This window comes from Streptomyces sp. NBC_00328, assembly GCF_036139655.1.
Taxonomy (GTDB): domain Bacteria; phylum Actinomycetota; class Actinomycetes; order Streptomycetales; family Streptomycetaceae; genus Streptomyces.
Genome location: NZ_CP108013.1, coordinates 2,975,427 through 2,996,670, shown reverse-complemented (window position 1 = coordinate 2,996,670; position 21,244 = coordinate 2,975,427). Strand labels below are relative to the sequence as shown.

Annotated in this window: 14 protein-coding genes; 6 read left to right on the top strand and 8 right to left on the bottom strand. The window is 70.7% G+C overall.

Annotation, left to right across the window (positions count from 1 at the left end; translation table 11 throughout):
• Positions 1-4: 4 nt before the first annotated feature.
• The 4 genes from OG485_RS13140 to OG485_RS13125 form a co-directional block, all read right to left on the bottom strand.
• A complete protein-coding gene (locus tag OG485_RS13140) occupies positions 5-937 on the bottom strand; it encodes a branched-chain amino acid ABC transporter permease (RefSeq protein ID WP_326788391.1) in 933 nt (310 codons plus the stop codon).
• A gap of 196 nt (positions 938-1,133) precedes the next feature.
• Positions 1,134-2,339 carry a branched-chain amino acid ABC transporter substrate-binding protein gene (locus OG485_RS13135; RefSeq protein ID WP_328674406.1) on the bottom strand — a complete coding sequence of 402 codons (1,206 nt, stop codon included), beginning with the start codon at positions 2,337-2,339 and terminating at the stop codon, positions 1,134-1,136.
• 1,512 nt (positions 2,340-3,851) lie between these two features.
• Positions 3,852-4,313, bottom strand: coding sequence for a PaaI family thioesterase (locus OG485_RS13130; protein ID WP_151474076.1), 462 nt, complete (start codon positions 4,311-4,313; stop codon positions 3,852-3,854).
• Positions 4,314-4,373: 60 nt separating this feature from the next.
• Positions 4,374-6,653, bottom strand: a complete 2,280-nt coding sequence (locus OG485_RS13125; protein WP_328668513.1) for an FdhF/YdeP family oxidoreductase — start codon at positions 6,651-6,653, stop codon at positions 4,374-4,376.
• Positions 6,654-6,822: 169 nt separating this feature from the next.
• On the opposite strand from OG485_RS13125, the gene polA reads away from it, so the two are divergent.
• Positions 6,823-9,549 (top strand): DNA polymerase I, encoded by a 2,727-nt coding sequence (gene polA, locus OG485_RS13120; protein WP_328668512.1) that lies wholly within the window; start codon positions 6,823-6,825, stop codon positions 9,547-9,549.
• Positions 9,550-9,724: 175 nt separating this feature from the next.
• Positions 9,725-10,501, top strand: coding sequence for a hypothetical protein (locus tag OG485_RS13115; protein ID WP_328668511.1), 777 nt, complete (start codon positions 9,725-9,727; stop codon positions 10,499-10,501).
• Here OG485_RS13115 and OG485_RS13110 read toward each other — a convergent pair.
• On the bottom strand, positions 10,422-11,276 hold the full coding sequence (locus OG485_RS13110) for a DUF4184 family protein (RefSeq protein ID WP_328668510.1): 855 nt from the start codon (positions 11,274-11,276) through the stop codon (positions 10,422-10,424). The genes OG485_RS13115 and OG485_RS13110 overlap by 80 nt on opposite strands.
• 239 nt (positions 11,277-11,515) lie before the next feature.
• On the opposite strand from OG485_RS13110, the gene OG485_RS13105 reads away from it, so the two are divergent.
• The 3 genes from OG485_RS13105 (at position 11,516) to OG485_RS13095 (ending at position 14,564) form a co-directional block, all read left to right on the top strand.
• The gene (locus OG485_RS13105) at positions 11,516-13,246 is read left to right on the top strand and encodes a lytic transglycosylase domain-containing protein (RefSeq protein ID WP_328668509.1); all 1,731 of its coding nucleotides are present in this window, start codon (positions 11,516-11,518) and stop codon (positions 13,244-13,246) included.
• A gap of 165 nt (positions 13,247-13,411) precedes the next feature.
• Positions 13,412-13,546 (top strand): SPW_0924 family protein, encoded by a 135-nt coding sequence (locus tag OG485_RS13100; RefSeq protein WP_326788397.1) that lies wholly within the window; start codon positions 13,412-13,414, stop codon positions 13,544-13,546.
• A gap of 25 nt (positions 13,547-13,571) precedes the next feature.
• Positions 13,572-14,564 (top strand): DUF3068 domain-containing protein, encoded by a 993-nt coding sequence (locus OG485_RS13095; protein WP_328668508.1) that lies wholly within the window; start codon positions 13,572-13,574, stop codon positions 14,562-14,564.
• Here the strand turns inward: OG485_RS13095 and OG485_RS13090 are convergent.
• Both OG485_RS13090 and OG485_RS13085 read right to left on the bottom strand, forming a co-directional pair.
• Positions 14,554-17,190, bottom strand: a complete 2,637-nt coding sequence (locus OG485_RS13090) for an ATP-dependent RNA helicase (protein WP_328668507.1) — start codon at positions 17,188-17,190, stop codon at positions 14,554-14,556. The two genes, OG485_RS13095 and OG485_RS13090, sit on opposite strands and share 11 nt — an antisense overlap.
• Before the next feature lie 185 nt (positions 17,191-17,375).
• Positions 17,376-18,236, bottom strand: coding sequence for a class I SAM-dependent methyltransferase (locus OG485_RS13085; RefSeq protein ID WP_328668506.1), 861 nt, complete (start codon positions 18,234-18,236; stop codon positions 17,376-17,378).
• Between the two features lie 320 nt (positions 18,237-18,556).
• Between OG485_RS13085 and rpsA the strand changes: the two genes are divergently transcribed.
• Positions 18,557-20,062, top strand: coding sequence for a 30S ribosomal protein S1 (rpsA, locus tag OG485_RS13080; RefSeq protein WP_328453613.1), 1,506 nt, complete (start codon positions 18,557-18,559; stop codon positions 20,060-20,062).
• A gap of 92 nt (positions 20,063-20,154) precedes the next feature.
• Here rpsA and OG485_RS13075 read toward each other — a convergent pair whose 3' ends face one another.
• The gene (locus OG485_RS13075) at positions 20,155-21,117 is read right to left on the bottom strand and encodes a right-handed parallel beta-helix repeat-containing protein (protein ID WP_328668505.1); all 963 of its coding nucleotides are present in this window, start codon (positions 21,115-21,117) and stop codon (positions 20,155-20,157) included.
• Positions 21,118-21,244 lie beyond the last annotated feature (127 nt).

Below are 21,244 nucleotides of genomic sequence, written 5' to 3'. Positions count from 1 at the left end.
GTGCTCACGCCCTGTCCGCGACGCGTTCGCCGACGAGGCCTTGTGGCCTGAACAGCAGTACGAGGATGAGGAGTACGAAGGCCCAGACGGAGGACCAGCCGCCGCCGCCGAGCTGCTGCATGCCCGGGATGCCGTCGATGTAGCTGGTGGCCATGGTCTCGGCGAGGCCGAGGACGAGGCCGCCGATCATGGCGCCGTAGATGTTGCCGATGCCGCCGAGGACGGCTGCGGTGAAGGCCTTGAGGCCCATCTGGAAGCCCATGTCGTACTTGACGGTGCCGTAGCGCAGGCCGTAGGCGACGGCGGCGACAGCGGCGAAGAAGCCGCCGATGGCGAAGGCGATGACGATGATGCGGTTGGTGTCGATGCCCATGAGCTGTGCGGTGTCAGGGTCCTGCGCGGTGGCCTGCATGGCGCGGCCGGTGCGGGAGAGGCTGACGAACAGGGCGAGGGCCGCCATGCACAGGGGGGCGGCGACGATGACGAAGACCGAACCGCTCTGGATGCTGACCGAGCCGATGTGCACGGTGCCGAAGGGAAGCTGGGGGAACTTCAGGTCGGTCTTGGCATCGGGGTAGGTGTTGAAGACGATCTGCTGGAGGGCCAGGGACAGACCGATGGCGGTGATGAGGGGTGCGAGGCGTGGCGCTCCGCGCAGGGGGCGGTAGGCGAAGCGTTCGGCCCCGACGGCGATGAGGACGGAGACGATTCCGCCGCCTATCAGCATCGCTGGGAGGGCTATCCACATGGATGTGCCGTTTGGCAGAACGTACAGGTAGACCGAGAGTGCGCCGAAGCCGCCGGTCATGAAGATCTCGCCGTGGGCGAAGTTGATGAGCTGGACGATGCCGTACACCATCGTGTAGCCGATGGCGATCAGCCCGTACATCGAGCCGAGGAACAGCCCGTTGGCCAGCTGCTGCGGCAGGGTGTTCACCGCGTGGCCTCCATGTGGTGGGGAGAGTTGATCAGGGCGTATGAAGCGGGCCGCGCGGTGACGTGTGGTCGTGGCCGCGCGGCCCTGTGGTTGTGCTGAGGGCCTGTCCGATGGATCGGACCGGGCGTGTGGTGCCGCTCGGGGCGCCGGTGCCTGGTGGTGGACCGATCCATCGGAGTGGCCCGGGTGGTGCTGATCAGCCGTTGAACGTGCCGCTCTTGACGGCCTTCCACTTGCCGTCGACGACCTGGTAGACGGTGAGCTGCTTGTTGGTGGTGTCGCCGTACTCGTCGAAGGAGACGGGGCCGGCGATGCCGTCGAACTTGGTCTTCTGGACCTCGGCGACGATCTTGGCGCGGGCGCCGTCCGGGATCTTGCCGTCCTTCACGACAGCGCCGATGGCCTTGATGATGGCCGTGGCGGCGTCGTAGGAGTAGCCGCCGTAGGTGCCGTAGTCGCCCTTGAGGCCGGACGCCTTGTACTTCTTGATGAAGTCGGCGGCGGAGGCCAGGGAGTCGACGGGCTGGCCGACCGAGGTGACGAGGTCGCCCTCGGAGGGCTTGCCGGCGGTCTGGATGTAGGTGTCGGAGAACATGCCGTCGCCACCGAACAGCGGGATCTTGACTCCGCCGTCCTTGAGCTGCTTGGTGAGCTTCTCGGACTCGTCGTACTGGCCGCCGTAGTAGACGAGGTCGGCCTTGGAGTTCTTGATCTTGGTGACGAGGGCGGAGAAGTCCGTGTCGCCGGTGTTGACGTGGTCCTCGCCCGCGAGCTTGCCGCCGGACTTGGTGAAGCCGGCCTTGAAGAGCTTGGCGAGGCCGGCGCCGTAGGTCTGCTTGTCGTCGACCACGTACACCTTGCGCTTCTTCAGCGTGTTGTAGGCGTAGTCGGCCGCGAAGCCGCCCTGGAGGGCGTCGGTGGTGGCGGTGCGGAAGTAGGTCTTGAACGGGCGGGACTTGGCGGTCTGCCAGTTCTTGCCCTGGGTGAGCTCCGGGGCGGTGTTGGACGGCGAGATCTCGACGAGGCCTGCGGTGTCGAAGACCTGCTGCATCTGGGTGGCGACGCCGGAGTTCAGCGGGCCGACCACGCCGAGGACCTTGTCGTCCTGGACGAGCTGGGTGGCGTTGGCCTGGCCGGAGGCCGGGATGGCCTTGTCGTCGAGCGCCTTGACCTTGAAGGTCACGCCGGGGACGGTGTTGTTCTTGTTGGCGTCGTCGACGGCGATCTGGACGCCGCCCTGGATGCCGAGGCCGGTGGCGGAGTTCTGACCGGTCAGCGGCGCGTCCACGCCGATGATGATCTCGGTCTTCTTGTCGCCCTTGCTGTCGCCGCTGTCGTCGCGCGAGCCGCAGGCGGTCAGCGTGAGTGCTCCTGTCGTGAGCACGGCGGTGAGTATGACCATAGAACGCTGTCGCACGTTGAATCCTCTCCCTGGCGCGGCACCCCAGGGTGGGGGCCGTGTTTCTCGCCGGGCCGTACTGGGTGAAGCAGGGCCGTGCAGTGACGCGCCCGGCGGCGCGGTGACTGGCCGTGACTATAAGCGCAGGTTGGGGGGGTGGGGAGGAGCGTGGGGAAGGCTGTGACGCTCTTGTTATCCGGGGGGCGCCTCGCGGGGCGTGGGGCGGACGATCGGAGCATTTCGGCGTGTCGGTCGAGGGCGGTTGTGTGTTCGCATGGTGAGAACGTGCTGTTCCGGGTTGATGGCGGATACCGGAAGCTGTACGTGTGGTGGCGGTTCGGAGAGGCGCTCGGAGCGCGGTGCGGTGCGGCTCGCGGCGCGGGGATTGCTTTATTGCGGCAGAGGTAACCGACTGTTACCGCCGTGTGATGCGGTCGCCGGCGTCCTGGCCGGGTGAAGTGGGTGTGGGGAAGAGCCTGTTGGGGTAGCCGGGGCCGGGTGGTGCGGCCCTCGGGCCGAGCGGCCGTGTGCCGCCGAAGTGAGGCTTTGCTGTTGCTGTGCGTTGTTGTCGTGGACGGGCAGGTCGGGGTGGGGGGCCTCGGCGGCGTGCGGCGGCCCGGCGCGGTTGTATACGGCGCCGCGCAAGGCGATGAGGCGGGCGTTTCCGGCCTTCACTGTCAGTGGCAGCGGGGGTGGGTTTTTCGCGCTCAACTCGGCGGGGTCGATGCCTACTTGGCGGGCTTTGGCGGCTGTGCGGCGGGCGGTGCCGGCCTCGAAGCGGAAGGAGCGCGCGTGCCGGTGCGGCACTTGCGGCGGTGAGCTGCGCGCTCGGTGGTCAAGGGCGTGGCCGAGGCGGGGCGGCGGGGTGCCGGTTGCGATAGCGATGACGGTCCGGGCCCCGGGTGGGCCGCGTCCCAACGGGCGCCGAGGGGTGGAGGGCTGGACTTCGGCGGATCCGCGGATCCGGAGGGTGCGGTGAACCTCTGGGGGCGGCGAACCTGGGGAGGGGCTGCGAGCCTCTGGACGGTCCGTGAACCCGTGGGGCTCGGCGAACACTTTCGTGGCCCTGGGGCGCGGGGCGGGCCGGGGGTGGGCGTGGAGAACCGGAGGCCTCGGGAGAGTCGGGCGGCAGGAGGCCCTCGGCGGGGCCGGCGGAGTTCGCGCGCCTCACGGTGCTTGGGGGCCGCGTGCCCTGGAGTGCCTCGGGGCTCCGAGGGTTCGTGTGTCCCGGAGGGTCTCGGGGGGGCTCCGGGGGGTCCGTGTGCCACCCCGGAGGACCTCGGGGCGGCTCGGAGGGTCCGTGTGCCACCTGGAGGGCCTCGGGGTGGCTCCCGGGGGTCCGTGCCTCCCGGAGTGTCCCGGGGAGCCCTGGAGCCCTCGGGAGCACCCTGGAGGGTTCGCGCCCCGGAGGGCTTGAAGGCACCCCGGGGACCCGCGTGCCCCGGAGGCCTGGGAGCGCCCCGGGGATCCGTGCGGCCCCGGAGGGCTTCGGAGCGCCCCGGGGCGGTCCGGGTGTCAGCTCTGGGGTGCGTCCTTGAGGATGCAGGTGAGGCGGGCGCTGCAGACGCGCTTGCCGTCCTCGCCGGTGATGGCGATCTCGTACGTCGCCGAGGTGCGCCCGCGGTGGACGGGTGTGGCCACGCCGGTGACGAGGCCGGAGCGGACGCCGCGGTGGTGGGTGCAGTTCAGGTCGACGCCGACGGCGATCTTGGTGATGCCGCCGTGGAGCATGGCGCCGACGGAGCCGATGGTCTCGGCGAGGACGGCGGAGGCTCCTCCGTGGAGGAGGCCGTAGGGCTGGGTGTTCCCCTCGACGGGCATGGTGCCCACGACGCGGTCCGCGGAGGCCTCGATGATCTGGACGCCCATGCGGTTGCCGAGGTGGCCCGCGGAGAAGAGGGCGGGCAGGTCGACACCGAGTGCGGCGTACTCGTCGATGACCCCTTGCGGGAACTTCGGGGTGTGCTGTTCGCCCATGGCGCCCGGCTCCGTTCGTCGTGGACCACTTCGTCGTGGATGTCCTTGCTGAGCGAACGCTCAGTCGGCTGTCGATTGTTCCAGACGGACGACCACGGACTTGCTGGCAGGGGTGTTGCTGGTGTCGGCGGTCGAGTCGAGCGGGACCAGGACGTTGGTCTCGGGGTAGTAGGCGGCGGCGCAGCCGCGGGCGGTGGGGTAGTGCACGACGCGGAAGCCGGGGGCGCGTCGTTCGACGCCGTCCTTCCATTCGCCGACGAGGTCGACGTACGAGCCGTCCGTGATCTTCAGTTCGCGGGCGTCGTCGGGGTTGACGAGGACGACCCGGCGGCCGTTCTTGATGCCCCGGTATCGGTCGTCGAGTCCGTAGATGGTGGTGTTGTACTGGTCGTGCGAGCGCAGGGTCTGCAGGAGCAGGCGGCCTTCGGGGAGTTCGGGGTGTTCGACGGGTGCGGCGGTGAAGTTGGCCTTGCCGGTGGCCGTCGGGAAGCGGCGTTCGTCGCGGGGGGCGTGGGGGAGGGCGAAGCCGGCGGGGTCGGCCACGCGCGCGTTGAAGTCCTGGAAGCCGGGGATCACGCGGGCGATGCGGTCGCGGATGGTCGCGTAGTCCTTCTCGAACTCTTCCCAGGGGGTGCTACTACGCTCGCCGAGGGCCCTGCGGGCGAGGCGGGCGACGATGGCGGGCTCGGACAGCAGGTGGGCGCTGGCGGGCTCCAGGCGGCCGCGTGAGGCGTGCACCATGCCCATGGAGTCCTCGACGGTCACGAACTGTTCGCCGCTGCCCTGGAGGTCGCGTTCGGTGCGTCCGAGGGTGGGCAGGATGAGGGCGCGTGCGCCGGTGACCACGTGCGAGCGGTTGAGTTTGGTGGAGACGTGGACGGTGAGCCGGGCGCGTCGCATGGCCGCCTCGGTGACGTCGGTGTCGGGGGAGGCGGAGACGAAGTTGCCGCCCATGGCGAAGAAGACCTTCGCGTCGCCGTCGCGCAGGGCGCGGATGGCGCGTACGACGTCGTAGCCGTGTTCGCGGGGCGGCTTGAAGCCGAACTCCTTCTCCAGGGCGTCGAGGAAGGCGGGGGCGGGGCGTTCGAAGATGCCCATGGTGCGGTCGCCCTGGACGTTGGAGTGTCCGCGGACGGGGCAGACGCCGGCGCCGGGGCGGCCGATGTTGCCGCGCAGGAGCAGGAAGTTGACGACTTCGCGGATGGTGGGGACGGAGTGCTTGTGCTGGGTGAGGCCCATCGCCCAGCACACGATGGTGCGCTGCGAGGCGAGGACCATCGTGAGGGCTTCGTCGATGCTCTCGCGGGTGAGGCCGGTGGCGGTGAGGGTCTGGTCCCAGTCGGCGGCGCGGGCGGCCTGGGCGAACTCCTCGAATCCGTGGGTGTGTTCGGCGATGAAGGTGTCGTCGAGGGCGCCCTCGGTGGCGAGGATCAGCTTGTTCAGCAGGCGGAAGAGGGCCTGGTCGCCGCCGAGGCGGATCTGGAGGAAGAGGTCGGTGAGCGCTGCGCCCTTGATCATGCCCTGGGGGGTCTGCGGGTTCTTGAAGCGCTCCATGCCCGCTTCGGGCAGCGGGTTGACGGTGATGATCTTCGCGCCGTTGGCCTTGGCCTTTTCCAGGGCGGAGAGCATGCGGGGGTGGTTCGTGCCGGGGTTCTGGCCGGCGACGATGATCAGGTCCGCCTGGTAGAGGTCGTCGAGCAGGACGCTGCCCTTGCCGATGCCTATCGTCTCGTTGAGGGCCGAGCCGGACGACTCGTGGCACATGTTCGAGCAGTCCGGCAGGTTGTTCGTGCCGAACTCGCGGGCGAAGAGCTGGTACAGGAAGGCGGCCTCGTTGCTGGTGCGGCCCGAGGTGTAGAAGAGGGCTTCGTCGGGGGAGCCGAGCGCGGCGAGTTCCTCGGCGACGATCTCGAAGGCGCGCTCCCAGGCGATGGGCTCGTAGTGGTCGGCGCCCTCGGCCAGGTACATGGGGTGGGTGAGGCGGCCTTGCTGGCCGAGCCAGTAACCGCTGCGGCCGGCGAGGTCGGAGACGGAGTGCGCGGCGAAGAAGTCCGGGGTGACCCGGCGCAGGGTGGCCTCCTCGGCGACCGCCTTCGCGCCGTTCTCGCAGAACTCCGCGGCGTGCCGGTGCTCCGGCTCGGGCCAGGCGCAGCCCGGGCAGTCGAAGCCGTCCTTCTGGTTGACGCGCAGGAGCGTGAGCGCGGTGCGGCGCACGCCCATCTGCTGCTGGGCGATGCGCAGGGTGTGTCCGATGGCGGGGAGCCCGGCCGCGGCGTGCTTCGGTCCGGCTACCTGCGGCGCGTGCTGGACCGGATCGCTTTTCGGCGGCTTGCTGGCCATCACTGAACCCCTTCGCGTGCGCACGTCGGTGTGCGTGTCTTCGTACCGCTTGGATCCTCGCACGCGTGGCCGACAGTGCCGCTCATGGGTTGTGGGAATCCGGGCGGCGGAGGTGCGTGCCGGTCCGGGGCGGCTCTGGATGTCAGTGGGCCGTGGCAGGATCGGGGATGTGGCAGACACAGCATCGAAGAAGACCGAGAACACCGCAGGTACGGGCCGCCCGCGCCTGATGCTCATGGACGGGCACTCGCTGGCCTACCGCGCGTTCTTCGCGCTGCCCGCGGAGAACTTCACCACCGCGACGGGTCAGCCGACGAACGCCATCTATGGTTTCGCGTCGATGCTGGCGAACACGCTGCGCGACGAGTCGCCCACGCACTTCGCGGTGGCGTTCGACGTCTCGCGCAAGACCTGGCGTTCCGAGGAGTTCACCGAGTACAAGGCGAACAGGTCGAAGACCCCGGACGAGTTCAAGGGGCAGGTCGAGCTGATCGGCGAGGTGCTGGACGCGATGCACGCGCAGCGGTTCGCGGTGGACGGCTTCGAGGCCGACGACATCATCGCGACGCTCGCCACCCAGGCCGAGGCCGAGGGCTTCGAGGTGCTGATCGTCACGGGTGACCGGGACTCCTTCCAGCTGGTCTCGGAGCACACGACGGTGCTGTATCCGACGAAGGGTGTCTCCGAGCTGACGCGGTTCACTCCGGAGAAGGTCTTCGAGAAGTACGGGCTGACGCCGGCACAGTACCCGGATTTCGCGGCGCTGCGCGGTGACCCGTCGGACAACCTGCCGGGCATTCCCGGTGTGGGTGAGAAGACGGCCGCGAAGTGGATCAACCAGTTCGGTTCGTTCGCGGAGCTGGTCGAGCGCGTCGACGAGGTCAAGGGCAAGGCCGGGCAGAACCTGCGCGACCACCTGGAGGCGGTGAAGCTCAACCGCCGTCTCACGGAGATGGTCAAGGACGTCGAGCTGCCGCGGACGGTGGCGGACCTGGAGCGGGCTCCGTACGACCGTACGGCTGTGGCGATGGTCCTGGACACGCTGGAGATCCGTAACCCCTCGCTGCGCGAGCGGCTGTTCGCCGTGGACCCGGGGGGCGCGGAGGCCGAGGAGGCGCGGCCGGCCGCCGAGGGTGTCGAGATCGACGGGGCGGTGCTGGGGGCGGGCGAGCTGGTGCCGTGGCTCGCCGAGCACGGCACCGGGGTGCTGGGTGTGTCGACGGTCGACTCGTGGGCGCTGGGCTCGGGGTCGGTCGCCGAGGTGGCACTCGCGGCGGGTGCGGGGCCGGCGGTCTGGTTCGACCCGTCCCGGCTGGACGAGGCCGACGAGAACGCGTTCGCCGCGTGGCTCGCCGACTCCGGTCGGCACAAGGTGATGCACAACGCCAAGGGCGTGATGCGGGTCTTCGCCGAGCACGGCTGGAGCATCGAGGGTGTGACCATGGACACGGCGCTCGCGGCCTATCTGGTCAAGCCGGGCCGTCGTTCCTTCGCGCTGGACGCGCTCTCCCTGGAGTATCTGGGCCGGGAGCTCGGGCCCGCCGCCGCGGCCGACGGACAGCTCGCGTTCGGTGCGGACGAGCAGGCCGAGGCCGACGCGCTGATGGCGCAGGCCCGGACGATCCTCGATCTGGGGGAGGCGTTCGGGGAGAAGCTCCAGGAGGTCGGCGCGGCGGATCTGCTGCGGGACATGGAGCTGCCCACGTCCAGCCTGCTGGCGCGTCTGGAGCGGCACGGTATCGCGGCGGACCGGGCGCATCTGGAGGCCATGGAGCAGATGTTCGCCGGCGCGGTGCAGCAGGCGGTGAAGGAGGCGCACGCGGCCGCCGGGCACGAGTTCAACCTCGGTTCGCCCAAGCAGCTCCAGGAAGTCCTCTTCGGTGAACTGGCTCTGCCGAAGACGAAGAAGACGAAGACGGGTTACACGACGGACGCGGACGCGTTGGCCTGGCTGGCGACGCAGACCGAGAACGAGCTGCCGGTGATCATGCTCCGTCACCGTGAGCAGGCCAAGCTGCGTGTCACCGTCGAGGGCCTGATCAAGTCGATCGCCGCGGACGGCCGTATCCACACCACGTACAACCAGACGGTCGCGGCGACCGGCCGGCTGTCGTCGACCGATCCGAATCTGCAGAACATCCCGGTGCGCACGGACGAGGGCCGTGCGATCCGCCGCGGCTTCGTCGTCGGTGAGGGCTTCGAGTGCCTCATGACGGCGGACTACAGCCAGATCGAGCTGCGGGTGATGGCCCATCTGTCCGAGGACGAGGGGCTGCTGGAGGCGTTCACCTCCGGTGAGGACCTGCACACCACCGTCGCCTCCCAGGTGTTCTCGGTGGAGCGGTCCGCGGTCGACGCCGAGATGCGCCGCAAGATCAAGGCGATGTCGTACGGCCTCGCGTACGGGCTGTCGGCCTTCGGTCTGTCGCAGCAGCTGAACATCGAGGCGGGTGAGGCCCGTGCGCTGATGGACACGTACTTCGAGCGCTTCGGCGGGGTGCGGGACTATCTGCGCCGGGCGGTGGACGAGGCCCGGGCCACGGGTTACACCGCGACGCTCTTCGGGCGCCGCCGCTATCTGCCCGATCTCAACAGTGACAACCGCCAGCGCCGTGAGGCGGCCGAGCGGATGGCCCTGAACGCGCCCATCCAGGGCACGGCCGCCGACATCGTGAAGATCGCGATGCTGAACGTGGACCGGGCGCTGCGCGAGGCGAGGCTCGACTCCCGCATGCTGCTTCAGGTCCATGACGAAATCGTCCTGGAGATCGCTCCCGGTGAGCGTGAGCGGACCGAGGAACTGCTGCGTCACGAGATGGCGTCCGCGGTCCGGCTCGACGTCCCGCTGGACGTCTCCGTCGGCGCGGGCCGGGACTGGGAGTCGGCGGCGCACTAGGCAGCGGGCGACGCCTTCGGCCGAGGGCCGTGTCTGCGGCACCACGCGGTGCCGCAGACACGGCCCTCGGGCGTTCCCGGCCGTATGCCGGGCGGCTCGGGGCGGGCCCGTGAGGCGTCACCCGCGTGGCCCGCACAAGGAGCCCCGGGCCGGAGGGTGACGTAAGGATGCGGGCATGGGTATACGCACGCTCCACCGCCGTACGGCCACGGGTATGCGCACGCTCCACCGCCGTACAGTCATGGTCACGACCGTGGTGGTCGCGACCGCGACGGTGGCCGCGGCCGTCGTCCCGGTGCTGTTCGCGCCGGTACCCGCGGTCGCGGCCGAAGCGGGTACCGCCCGGCTGCCGGGGCTCGTCGGTTCCTCCCGTGGCGAGGATCGCGAGGAGGACTTCGGAGCCCGCTTGTCCCGAGACCTCCAGGCGGCCCTGTCAGCGCGCCCGGGTACGGTCCTGGTGTCGGTGCCCGACGACACGAGCGGCGACCGGGCCCGCACGAAGGCCGGTGACCGGTTGCGGTGGCCGGCGGTGGTCGCCGGCGCCCACGCGTTCCTGAGGGCCGCCGCGTGCCGCCTGCGGGTGTTCACGCGGCTGCGTGACGGCCGGCCCCGGAGGGTGTTCTTCGGTCCCCCGCGCGGACCGGGGACGCACATCTCGACCGGCAGGCTGCCCCGGGCCGCGAACGGCGGGCGTGTCCACGGCATCGGTTCCTTCACCGGCCCGGCCCGCAGCTACCGTGTCATCGTCCTGTCGTACGACCATCCGACGATGCCCTACGGTGCCCGCGTCGTCGAGCGGGTCGCCCGCGCCGTGCACCGGGGCTTCTTCCGGGGCGGTGGTCTGTTCCGCGGTCTCACCGCCGGCAGGGCGGTCAGCGAGCGGCGGGACGGCTCGGCTCCGTACGCGCCGCCGCGGGACCGGGACGAGCCGGAGCGGGACGCCACATCCTGACGGCGATGACGTACAGGCCGAGGCCGAGGACCAGGCCGGCGCCCCCGCCGAAGCACAGCGCCGGGATGAGTTCCCACGGCTTCGCGACGGATTTCCAGTACGTCCACCAGCGGATCGCCCGCTGTACCGCGGAGGCCAGCGCGAGGCCGCCGATCACCGTCGCGGCCAGCCACCGGTCGGCGGTGGACAGCACGGGCACCGCGACGGCGGGACCGTCCGGTGCGCGGCGCAGCGCGAGCACCACGAAGGTCACGATCACGACGGCCGCGAGGGCCGAACTGCCGTACTGGACGTACCAGTAGAGCGGCGAGCCCGCGAGGCTGTGCCCGAGGACGGGGAACAGCCGTACCCCCCACCGGTCGTGATGGGTGAACGCGTCCCAGACGACATGCGTCAGCGCGCCGAGCACCGCGGAGGCGTACCACCGCAGAACGGTCGGCGCGCGCACCGGCTCGCGCGTGGCTCCACAGCGCAGGAGTTGTGCCGTGCGCCCCTGCCGTGCCGCCGGCATCAACGCCACCAGGGGTTCGCGCAGCACCAGCCAGGCACCCGTCAGCGTCCATGCGATCAGTACATCGACCGTGAACACGCCGGTGAACGCGTGGGTGAACGTGCCGAACTCCATCGCCCCGGGCACTACGCTCGCGGCGTAGTAGGTCAGGTCGGGAGCGAAGGAACCTGCCACGAGAACGGCGGGAATCAGTCGGCCGCGGCCGTTTCCGTTCCCGCGGATCGCGGGCAGTACGGCGGCCGCGTGGCTGAGAGTGAAGGGCAAATCGTCCCCCTGCGTCTCCTTTTGGCCGGTATGTTCGGCCGGTTGATCACCGGAGGCCAGTATGCGGGACGACGGCTCATGGCCAACTGGTGAATATCGGGCGCGAACAGGTCCCTGGGCGACGGAAGTTGTCGTAGGGTCACCTGGGTTGCCGTGCGGGGAGCACGGCCGGAGGCAGTGGCAGCGCAGGACTGAGAGGCGACGGGTGACACCGGTCGTCCGTAGGAGGGGTTCACTCGATGGCGGCGCAATTCGGCAGGAGGCTGCGCAAGGGCGCGGCAACCACCGCTGTGGCCGCGGCCGCGGTCGCGGCTCTGTCCGCCTCCCAGGCCCCGGGAGTGATCACCGACGACCACGGCAGACAGTCGGCGGGCGCCGACCTCGGCCTGGGCACCGGCGACACGGGCGGTGACGGCACCGCGACCGGCAACGGGCGCTACTACACGGACCTTCCGCCGCTGCAGAGCCCCAACCCCGCGCCGACCACGGGAAGCGGCACGCCCGCCGCCACGGGCGCCGCCGAGGCCGGCATCCCGGCCACCGTGCTGGCCGCCTACAAGCAGGCCGAGGCGTCGCTGCGCGAGTCCAAGCCGACCTGCAACCTGCCCTGGCAGCTCCTCGCCGCCATCGGCAAGGTCGAGTCGGGCCAGGCCCGCGGCGGCCGTGTCGACGCGAACGGCACGACCCTGTCGCCCATTCTCGGCCCGGTCCTGAACGGCTACGGTTTCGCCAACATCAAGGACACCGACAACGGCGCGTACGACGGCGACAGCACCTTCGACCGTGCCGTCGGGCCGATGCAGTTCATCCCCTCCACCTGGGAGTGGGCCGGCCGCGACGGCAACGGCGACGGCAAGAAGGACCCCAACAACATCTACGACGCGGCGCTGGCCGCCGGGCACTACCTGTGCCGCTTCGACCACGACATGGCGGTCCAGGCACAGCTGAACGCGGCGATCCTCGGCTACAACAACTCGACGGAGTACCTCAACACCGTCCTGTCGTGGCTGGAGTACTACCGCAAGGGCACGCACGAGGTGCCGGACGGCACCGGCACGCTGCCCTCGCACAACAGCGACGAGCCCGCCTCGGCGAGCCCCACTCCCACGGAGCCGTCCTCGCCAGGCAGTACCGGCCCGGGCGGCGGCCCGTCGAGCCCCGCTCCGGAGCCGACCCCTCCCGCCACCCCGACCCCGCCGGCCACACAGCCCCCGACGACCCCGCCCACGTCCACGCCGACGCCCACCGAGACGGTGGACCACCTGACGAACATGGGCGCCGGCAAGCTCACGGCGACCGCCGGGGACCCGTTCGCGCAGAAGATCGCCGTGCGCACCGACGACAAGGCCGGCAAGGCCGTGGCGAAGGTCCGGGTGCGGTTCACCATCGTCGGCGACACCGACGCCACCTTCACCGGCGGCGAGAGTGTCGCCACGCTGGTCACCAACAAACTCGGCATCGCCGGCGCGCCCGCGCTCGTGGCGGGTGAGAAGACGGGCGACTTCACCGTCCGCGTCACCGTCGTGGGCCGCGTCATGGCCGGCCTCGACTACACGGCGAGCGTCACCGCGCGCCAGGCCGACGCCCTGGCCCGCACCGCCGACACCGCGCTGACCTGCGCCCCGGGCGGCGAGTTCGCCGACCAGGTCGAGGTGAAGGCCACCTACAAGGGCGTCGCGGCGGGCAAGGTCGCCGCGACCGCGACCCTGGTCAAGTCCGCCGACGACACAGGCGAGAACGACAAGGGCCCCTACTTCAAGGACGCGGACGGCAAGACCGTACGCACCCTCAGCGCCCTGACCACGGATGCGGACGGCCTGCTGAAGCTGCCGAAGCTGTACGCCGACGACACCACCGGCACCTTCCTGCTCCGCATCACCACCACGGGCGGGGCCACACTGACCGTCGAACTGACAGTGGCCGCCGCTCCCGCCACCGCCACGCCCACGGCCTCTCCCGCCGCCTCCTAGAACCGCCCCGCCACCGCGCGGCACAGCTCGCCTCCAGGGCGCCCTCCCGGCTCACGCCGAGGGGGCGCCCTGATCCGTTGTGTGTGCGACGTGTTCTCATCTCGCCCCGCCGTTGCTACGGTGCCGGACCTGACGATGTATCAGCTCCTGGCCCCGGAGGCCCGCATGCGTGCCCTCATCGCCGCCGCGACCGGTCTCGCCGCGGCACTCGCGCTGGTCCTGACCATCACGGCCATGGGCTCGCCCGCCGGACACACCTCGCCGAAGCCGTTGCTCACCACCGTCCCCAAGCACCCCTGACGCACGCACCGGGAGGGCCGTCGAGATGCGCCGCAAGGCAAGCCTGATCCTGCTCGCGCTCGCCGTGTTCTTCGCGGCGCTGTCCCCGCTGCTGCGCTGGTACGCCTTCCCGCGCCTGGCCAAGATCCCCGCCGGCCAGTATCAGGACATGGTCCTGGAGGCGAAGGACGCGACCCTCCTCGACTACGGCACCATGAAGTCCAGGAAGGTCTCCAAGGTCACCGTCGTGCAGACCCTCAAGGGCAACGTCGAGGCCTCCGAGCGGATCGAGCGGACCGCGGGCCGTGACGTCGTCGTCTGGGACTCCCTGTCCTACGTCCAGGGACCCGACGGGAAGATGGTCTCCAAGCTCCCCGAGCGCTACATCTTCGACGCGCACAGCCAGGAACCCGTCCACGCCACCGGCGAGTCCGTCGACGGCGACCCCGTCACCCGCCAGGGCATCGAGTTCAAATGGCCCTTCAGGACCGAAAAACGGGACTACGAGTACTTCGACGCGCAGACCCGCACCTCGGCGCCCATCCACTACAAGGACACCCGGACCTTCCGGGGCGTCAAGGTCTACTACTTCGAGCAGACCATCCCCTGGACGAAGGTGAAGTTCCCCAAGATCATGCCCGTCCAGGGCGTCACCCCGCAGTCCCTCGCCAAGACCGGCACCACCCGCTGGTACACCACCGTCCGCAGGTTCTGGGTCGAGCCGGTCACCGGAGCACCCGTCTACGGCGAGGAGAGCCACAAGGAGGAACTCCGCGGCGGCACCCTCCTGGGAGGGCGGGACAAGGTGACCGCCTTCTCCGGGGACGTGAAGATGCGCGAGGACTACATCCGGCACACCGTCGACCTCGTCAAGTCCAACCGCACCCTCGTCCTGATGATGACCTCCTACCTCCCCTGGGGCTTCCTGCTCCTGGGCGCGGCCCTGCTGGCCCTCTCCCTGTACCTGGAGGCCCGCGGCCGCAGGCCGGGCGAACCCGCGCCGGCACCGGCCGCCGACCCCGAGCCCGTCAGCGCCTGAGCCGCGCGTTCGTGTACCGCGTCGGCTCGGCGGTCGCCGGGTCCTCGGGCCACGGGTGCTTGGGGTAGCGGCCGCGCAGTTCGGCCCGTACGCCGTTGTAGCCGTCCTTCCAGAAGGACGCGAGATCGGCGGTCACCGCGGCCGGCCGGCCCGCGGGGGACAGGAGATGCACGAGTACGGGCACGCCGGCGACGGTGGGCGAGGCGTGGAGCCCGAACATCTCCTGGAGCTTCACGGCGAGCACCGGCTGTGCCGGGTCGGTGTAGTCGACGCGGATCCTCGAACCGCTCGGCACCTCGATCCGCTCGGGCGCGAGCTCGTCGAGCCGGGCCGCCTCGCCGGTGGCCCACGGAAGCAGCCGGTTCAGTGCCTGCCCGGCGTCGATCCGCGCCAGGTCCGCCCGCCGCCCGGCCCGGCTCAGCTCGGGCTCCAGCCACTCCTCCACGCGCGCGTGGAGGGCCTCTCCGGAGACGTCCGGCCACGGGTCACCCAGCCGCCGGCGCAGGAACGCGAGCCGCAGCCGCAGCACCTCGGCGTCCGGCGACCACCGCAGCAGGCCGAAGCCCTCCTCCCGCAGCCCTTCGAGCAGCGCCTCCCGTACGAGCCCGGGGTCCGCCTTGCGCAGCGGCCGCACGGCCAGTTCCACCGCCCCCAGCCGCTCCACCCGCCGGGCGACGACATCGCCTCCGGCCCAGTGGACCTCGTCGCCCTCGCCGTACAGGCCGGCGGCGGCCCGCCGTGCCGTCGGCTCGTCGATCACCGCCGCGAGCCGCACGCGCGCGTGCCCCCTGCCGACGGGGCGGTCGGCGACGGCGACGGCGAGCCAGGGAGCACCGCGCAGGACGGATCCCTCGCCGGTGTCGGCTCGGGTCCCGTTGACCATGAGGTGGGAGCCGCCCCTCAGGTGCGCGACGCGTTCGGGGAACGCCAGCGCGGCGACGAGCCCAACGATCCGGTCGTCCCCGGGCTCCGCCTCGCCGGCGCGCAGGCCTGGAGAGGAAGGGGAGCTGGAGGTGGCGGCGGGGGAGTCCGGGGGCGATGCCTGGCCGCGAGAGCCGGAGGGCGGCGCCTGGCCGGGTGCGGGCGGGGGTGCGGAGGCCGAGGTGGAGGCGGGTGCGAGGCCGGCCGCCGACGAGCGGAGGCGACGGGACTCGGCGCGCCAGCGGGCCGCGTAGGCGTCGCCGCCACGCCGGGCGGTGCGCCAGGCCGCGGCCAGGTCGTCGCCGTAGTCGCGCGGGGGCTCCTCGCTCAGCAGGGCGACCACGTCGGCTGCCCGTGCCGCGCCCACCAGCGGGGTCGCGTCCAGCAGGGCGCGCGCCAGCCGGGGGTGCAGTCCCAGGCGGGACATACGGACACCGCGGTCCGTGGCCCGCCCCGCGGCGTCGACCGCGCCCACGGCCGACAGGACGCCCCGCGCCGCCGCCATCGCCCCGCCCGGCGGCGGATCCAGCAGGGCCAGTCCCGTCGCCCCGGGATCGCCCCAGCAGGCCGCCTGGAGCGCGAACGCCGTCAGGTCGGCCACCTTGATCTCGGGTGCCGGGAACCGCGTCAGACGGGAGTCCTCCGCCTCCGCCCAGCAGCGGTAGACCGTGCCCGGCGCCTCACGCCCGGCCCGTCCCGCCCGCTGCCGCCCGGCCGCCTGCGAGGCCCGTACGGTCGCCAGGGCGCTCAGCCCGCGCGCGTGGTCCACCCGCGGCTCGCGCGCGAGCCCCGAGTCCACGACCACCCGCACCCCCGGAACCGTCAGCGACGACTCGGCCACCGAGGTCGAAAGGACCACGCGGCGCCGCACACCGGCCGTGAGCACCGCGTCCTGCACGGCGGCCGGAGCCCGCCCGTGCACCTGAAGGACGTCGACATCCCCGATACCGCCCAGCTGCCCGGCCACCCGCGCGATCTCCCCGACCCCGGGAAGGAAGCACAGGACGTCACCCGAGCGCTCGGCCAGCGCCCGCCGCACCGTGGACGCCACGTGCGTCAGCAGCTCCGGGTCCACCCGCATCCCGTGCGGGGGCCGCACGGGGCGCGCGGGCGGCGCCCACACCGTCTCGACCGGATACGCGACACCCTCCGCCTCGACGACCGGCGCGTCGCCCAGCAGCCGGGCCCAGCCCCCGGCGTCCGTCGTCGCGGACGCGGCGACCAGCCGCAGTTCAGGACGGAGCGCGGCCCGCACGTCCAGCAGGAACGCGGCCACCGTGTCGGCGTCCAGGTGCCGCTCGTGACACTCGTCGAGCACGACCACGTCGACGCCCGCCAGCTCCTGGTCCCGCTGAAGCCGCTGGAGCAGGACCCCGGTCGTGACGACCTCCACGCGCGCGTGCGGGCCGACCACCCGTTCCCCGCGCACCGTGAAGCCGACGCTCTGCCCGACCTTCTCGCCCAGCAGCCACGCCATCCGCCGGGCGGCGGCCCGGGCCGCGATGCGCCGCGGCTCGGCCACCACCACCCGCCGCGCCGGGCGCCCGTCGTCCAGGAGGCCCGCCAGGGCCATCGGCACCAGCGTCGTCTTGCCGGTGCCGGGCGGCGCCACCAGCACCGCGGCGCCGTGCCCCTCCAGGGCATCGTCCACGGCGGGCAGGGCGCCGCGCACGGGCAGCGCGTCCAGGGCTTCGTAACGGATCACGCCCCCAGTCTCGTACGAGCGCCGAACCGGCCGCGCAGGAACTCCGGGACAGCCCCCACGCGCGCGGGCGGCACGACGAAGCGGCACCGCGACGACGGGTGGGCGCGCGACGCGACGAAGGGGAGCCGATCGGCTCCCCTTCGTCGTCCTCCTCGCCACGGGCCGTTCCTCGTGGACCGCGCGGGTCAGTCCCGCTCGCACACGAAGATCGCCGTGCCCGGAATGAGGTTCCCGCGCAGCGGGGACCAGCCGCCCCACTCCTGGGTGTTCCAGGCGGGCCACTCGGGTTCGACGACGTCGACCAGGCGGAAGCCGCCGGCCACCACGTCACGCACCCGGTCGCCCAGCGTCCTGTGGTGCTCGACGTAGACCGCGCGGCCGTCCTCGTCCTGCTCCACGTAGGGGGTGCGGTCGAAGTAGGACGCGGACACCGACAGGCCCTCCGGGCCCGGCTCGTCGGGGAACGCCCAGCGGACCGGGTGCGTGACCGAGAAGACGAAGCGGCCGCCGGGGCGCAGAACCCGGTGGACCTCCCTCAGCACCAGCACGGGGTCGGCGACGAAGGGCAGCGCGCCGTACGCCGAGCACGCGAGGTCGAAGGAGCCGTCCGCGAACGGCAGCGCGCTCGCGTCCGCCTCCACCAGGGGCACGGTGCCCCCGATGCGCAGGGCGTGCTGGAGCTGGCGGTGGGAGAGGTCCAGGGCCACGGGGCGGGCGCCCTGCGCGGCCAGCCAGCGCGAGCACTGGGCCGCTCCGGCGCCGATCTCCAGGATGTCCTTGCCCTTGAGGTCCTCCGGAGGGCCCAGCAGTTCGGCCTCCACCTCGTCGAGACCCTCGGGACACCACACGAACCGGTCGTCGCCGAGGAACGTGCCGTGTTCGATCTGGTAGTCGTCCGCGTTCCGGTCCCACCAGCCCCGATTCGCCCGCGAACTCTCGATGAGGTCCGCGTCACGTCGGGTGGCTTCCGGTTCGAACGGTTCGGGCTCTTGGATGATCGGCTCCCTCGTCGTACTCTTCCGTCCAACCCGTCTCGGGCGTGTCACGACAGAGGCGTCCTACTGCCCGCGTGGCCTTGTGAGACAGGTCTTGTGCCGGGATTGCGGCGATCCGCCCCGGGTGTGCGCCTTCGCGCATTGACCCTGCCCGGCTGCCCCCGTATGCTACAAGTTGCGCTGCGGGCCTGCGCTCCTCAGACATAGCAGGCTGTGCTCGCATCTGTATGTATGTCCCCTCGGTTCTCGAGGCGCCTTCCGGCTGTGCCGGGTCGGGCGCTTCCTTGACTGTCCGGCTTCTACAGAGCGAAACGGGCTCCCGGCGTAAGCAGTACCTACGACTCACTGTCCGTACCGGAGCCCTTTCCCACATGACGAGCAGCACCGAGACCACCTCTACCACGCCGCAGGTAGCGGTCAACGACATCGGTAACGAGGAAGCATTCCTCGCCGCGATCGACGAGACGATCAAGTACTTCAACGACGGCGACATCGTCGACGGCGTCATCGTGAAAGTCGACCGGGACGAGGTCCTGCTCGACATCGGTTACAAGACCGAAGGTGTCATCCCGAGCCGCGAGCTCTCGATCAAGCACGACGTCGACCCGAACGAGGTCGTCAAGGTCGGCGACGAGATCGAAGCCCTTGTTCTCCAGAAGGAGGACAAGGAAGGCCGCCTGATCCTCTCGAAGAAGCGCGCCCAGTACGAGCGCGCCTGGGGCACCATCGAGAAGATCAAGGAAGAGGACGGCATCGTCACCGGCACCGTCATCGAGGTGGTCAAGGGTGGTCTCATCCTCGACATCGGCCTCCGTGGCTTCCTGCCGGCTTCTCTCGTCGAGATGCGCCGTGTCCGCGACCTCCAGCCCTACGTGGGCAAGGAGCTCGAGGCCAAGATCATCGAGCTGGACAAGAACCGCAACAACGTGGTCCTGTCCCGCCGTGCCTGGCTGGAGCAGACCCAGTCCGAGGTTCGCCAGACGTTCCTCACGACCCTGCAGAAGGGTCAGGTCCGCTCCGGCGTCGTCTCCTCGATCGTCAACTTCGGTGCCTTCGTGGACCTGGGTGGCGTCGACGGTCTGGTGCACGTCTCCGAGCTCTCCTGGAAGCACATCGACCACCCGTCCGAGGTTGTCGAGGTCGGCCAGGAAGTCACCGTCGAGGTCCTCGACGTCGACATGGACCGCGAGCGCGTCTCCCTGTCGCTCAAGGCGACGCAGGAAGACCCGTGGCAGCAGTTCGCCCGTACGCACCAGATCGGTCAGGTCGTCCCGGGTAAGGTCACGAAGCTCGTTCCGTTCGGTGCGTTCGTCCGCGTGGACGAGGGCATCGAGGGTCTGGTCCACATCTCCGAGCTGGCCGAGCGCCACGTGGAGATCCCGGAGCAGGTCGTCCAGGTCAACGACGAGATCTTCGTCAAGGTCATCGACATCGACCTCGAGCGCCGCCGCATCAGCCTCTCGCTGAAGCAGGCCAACGAGTCCTTCGGTGCCGACCCGGCCTCGGTCGAGTTCGACCCGACCCTGTACGGCATGGCCGCGTCGTACGACGACCAGGGCAACTACATCTACCCCGAGGGCTTCGACCCCGAGACCAACGACTGGCTCGAGGGCTTCGAGGCTCAGCGCGAGGTGTGGGAGAACCAGTACGCCGAGGCGCAGCAGCGCTTCGAGCAGCACCAGGCTCAGGTCATCAAGTCCCGCGAGGCCGACGCGCAGGCCGAGGCCGAGGGTGCCAGCACCTCCAGTGCGGCTCCGGCTGCCTCCGGTGGCGGCGGCGGTTCCTACTCCTCGGAGTCGGACGACAACTCCGGCGCCCTGGCGTCGGACGAGGCGCTTGCCGCCCTCCGCGAGAAGCTCGCCGGCGGCCAGAGCTGAAAAGCTCACCGCTAGCAAGTAGCTGAAAGAAGTGGGCCCGCACCGATTCGGTGCGGGCCCACTTCCATGGGGGGTCGTTCGCCGGGAGGGTGTCAGGGCGTCACCGTGATGTTGGTGAGCCCCTTGCCGCCCGTCACCGTGTTCGAGGCGTACACGGTGGTCCTGCAGTCGGTGCCGTAGTTGGTGACATTGACCGCCAGCTGCTTGTCGCCCGTGGCGCCCCGCAGATCCGAGGTGTTGCCCCGGAACACCGTGCCGCAGCCCCAGCCGGACTGCTGGGTGTGGGTCTCGTAGCCGTCGTTCGTCGTGGCCGTGCCCTTGTTGTTCTCCACGAGGACGTCGTTGCCCTTCACGTCGACCCAGGAGTCGTCGTAGTTGGCGCCGGTCAGGCCGCTGCCGTCGAAGGTGTTGCCGGTGATGCGCGCCCCCGTCGTGCCCTCCTTGATGTCGACGTTCTCGCCGCCCACGTCCGGTCCGATCGTGTTGCCGGTGATCTGGATGCGGTCGCTCTTGTCCGAGGTCCCGCCGGCCGTACCCACGTACACGCCCTCGCCCATGCCGCGGCCGTCGTTGCCGGTGTCGTAGATCTTCGAGTTGCTGATCACGCCGTCCGTGCTGGAGTTGCGGAAGTGGACGCCCTCCATGTCGAGGCCGTGGACGGTGACCCTGTCGACGACGACACCCTTCGCCGAGTCGATCATGATGCCCTTCTGGCCGCCGGTGACGGTGATGCCCTGGACCGTCCAGTACGAGGCGCCGTTGAGGTGCAGTCCGTAGCCGCCGCCCGCCGTGAGGACGGCCTTCGAGGAGCCGCTGAGGGTGATGCGGGAGCCCGCGCCCGCGGCCCTCGTCGCCTTGAAGTTGCCGGTGTACGTGCCGTCCGCGAGGTGGATCGTGTCGCCGGGGGCGGCCGAGGTGAGGGCGGACTTCAACTGGGCGGCGGTGGATACCTCGATGACCTGGGCCGCGTTCGCCGAAAGCGCTGCCGCCGGCGCCACGGCCGTGACCGCTGTCGCGCCGAGCAGGGGAATGAGAAGTGTGCGTCGGATGCGCATGTGGGGGGTGACCTTCCCGTCGGTTCGCAAGAAGCTCGTTCTCGTACATGAACTTAGGGTGCCCATCTGAACGTAGGGAGGTCGCGGGTTCGCGTCAAGGTCTGGACCAGGCCGGTGTGCGAGGAGA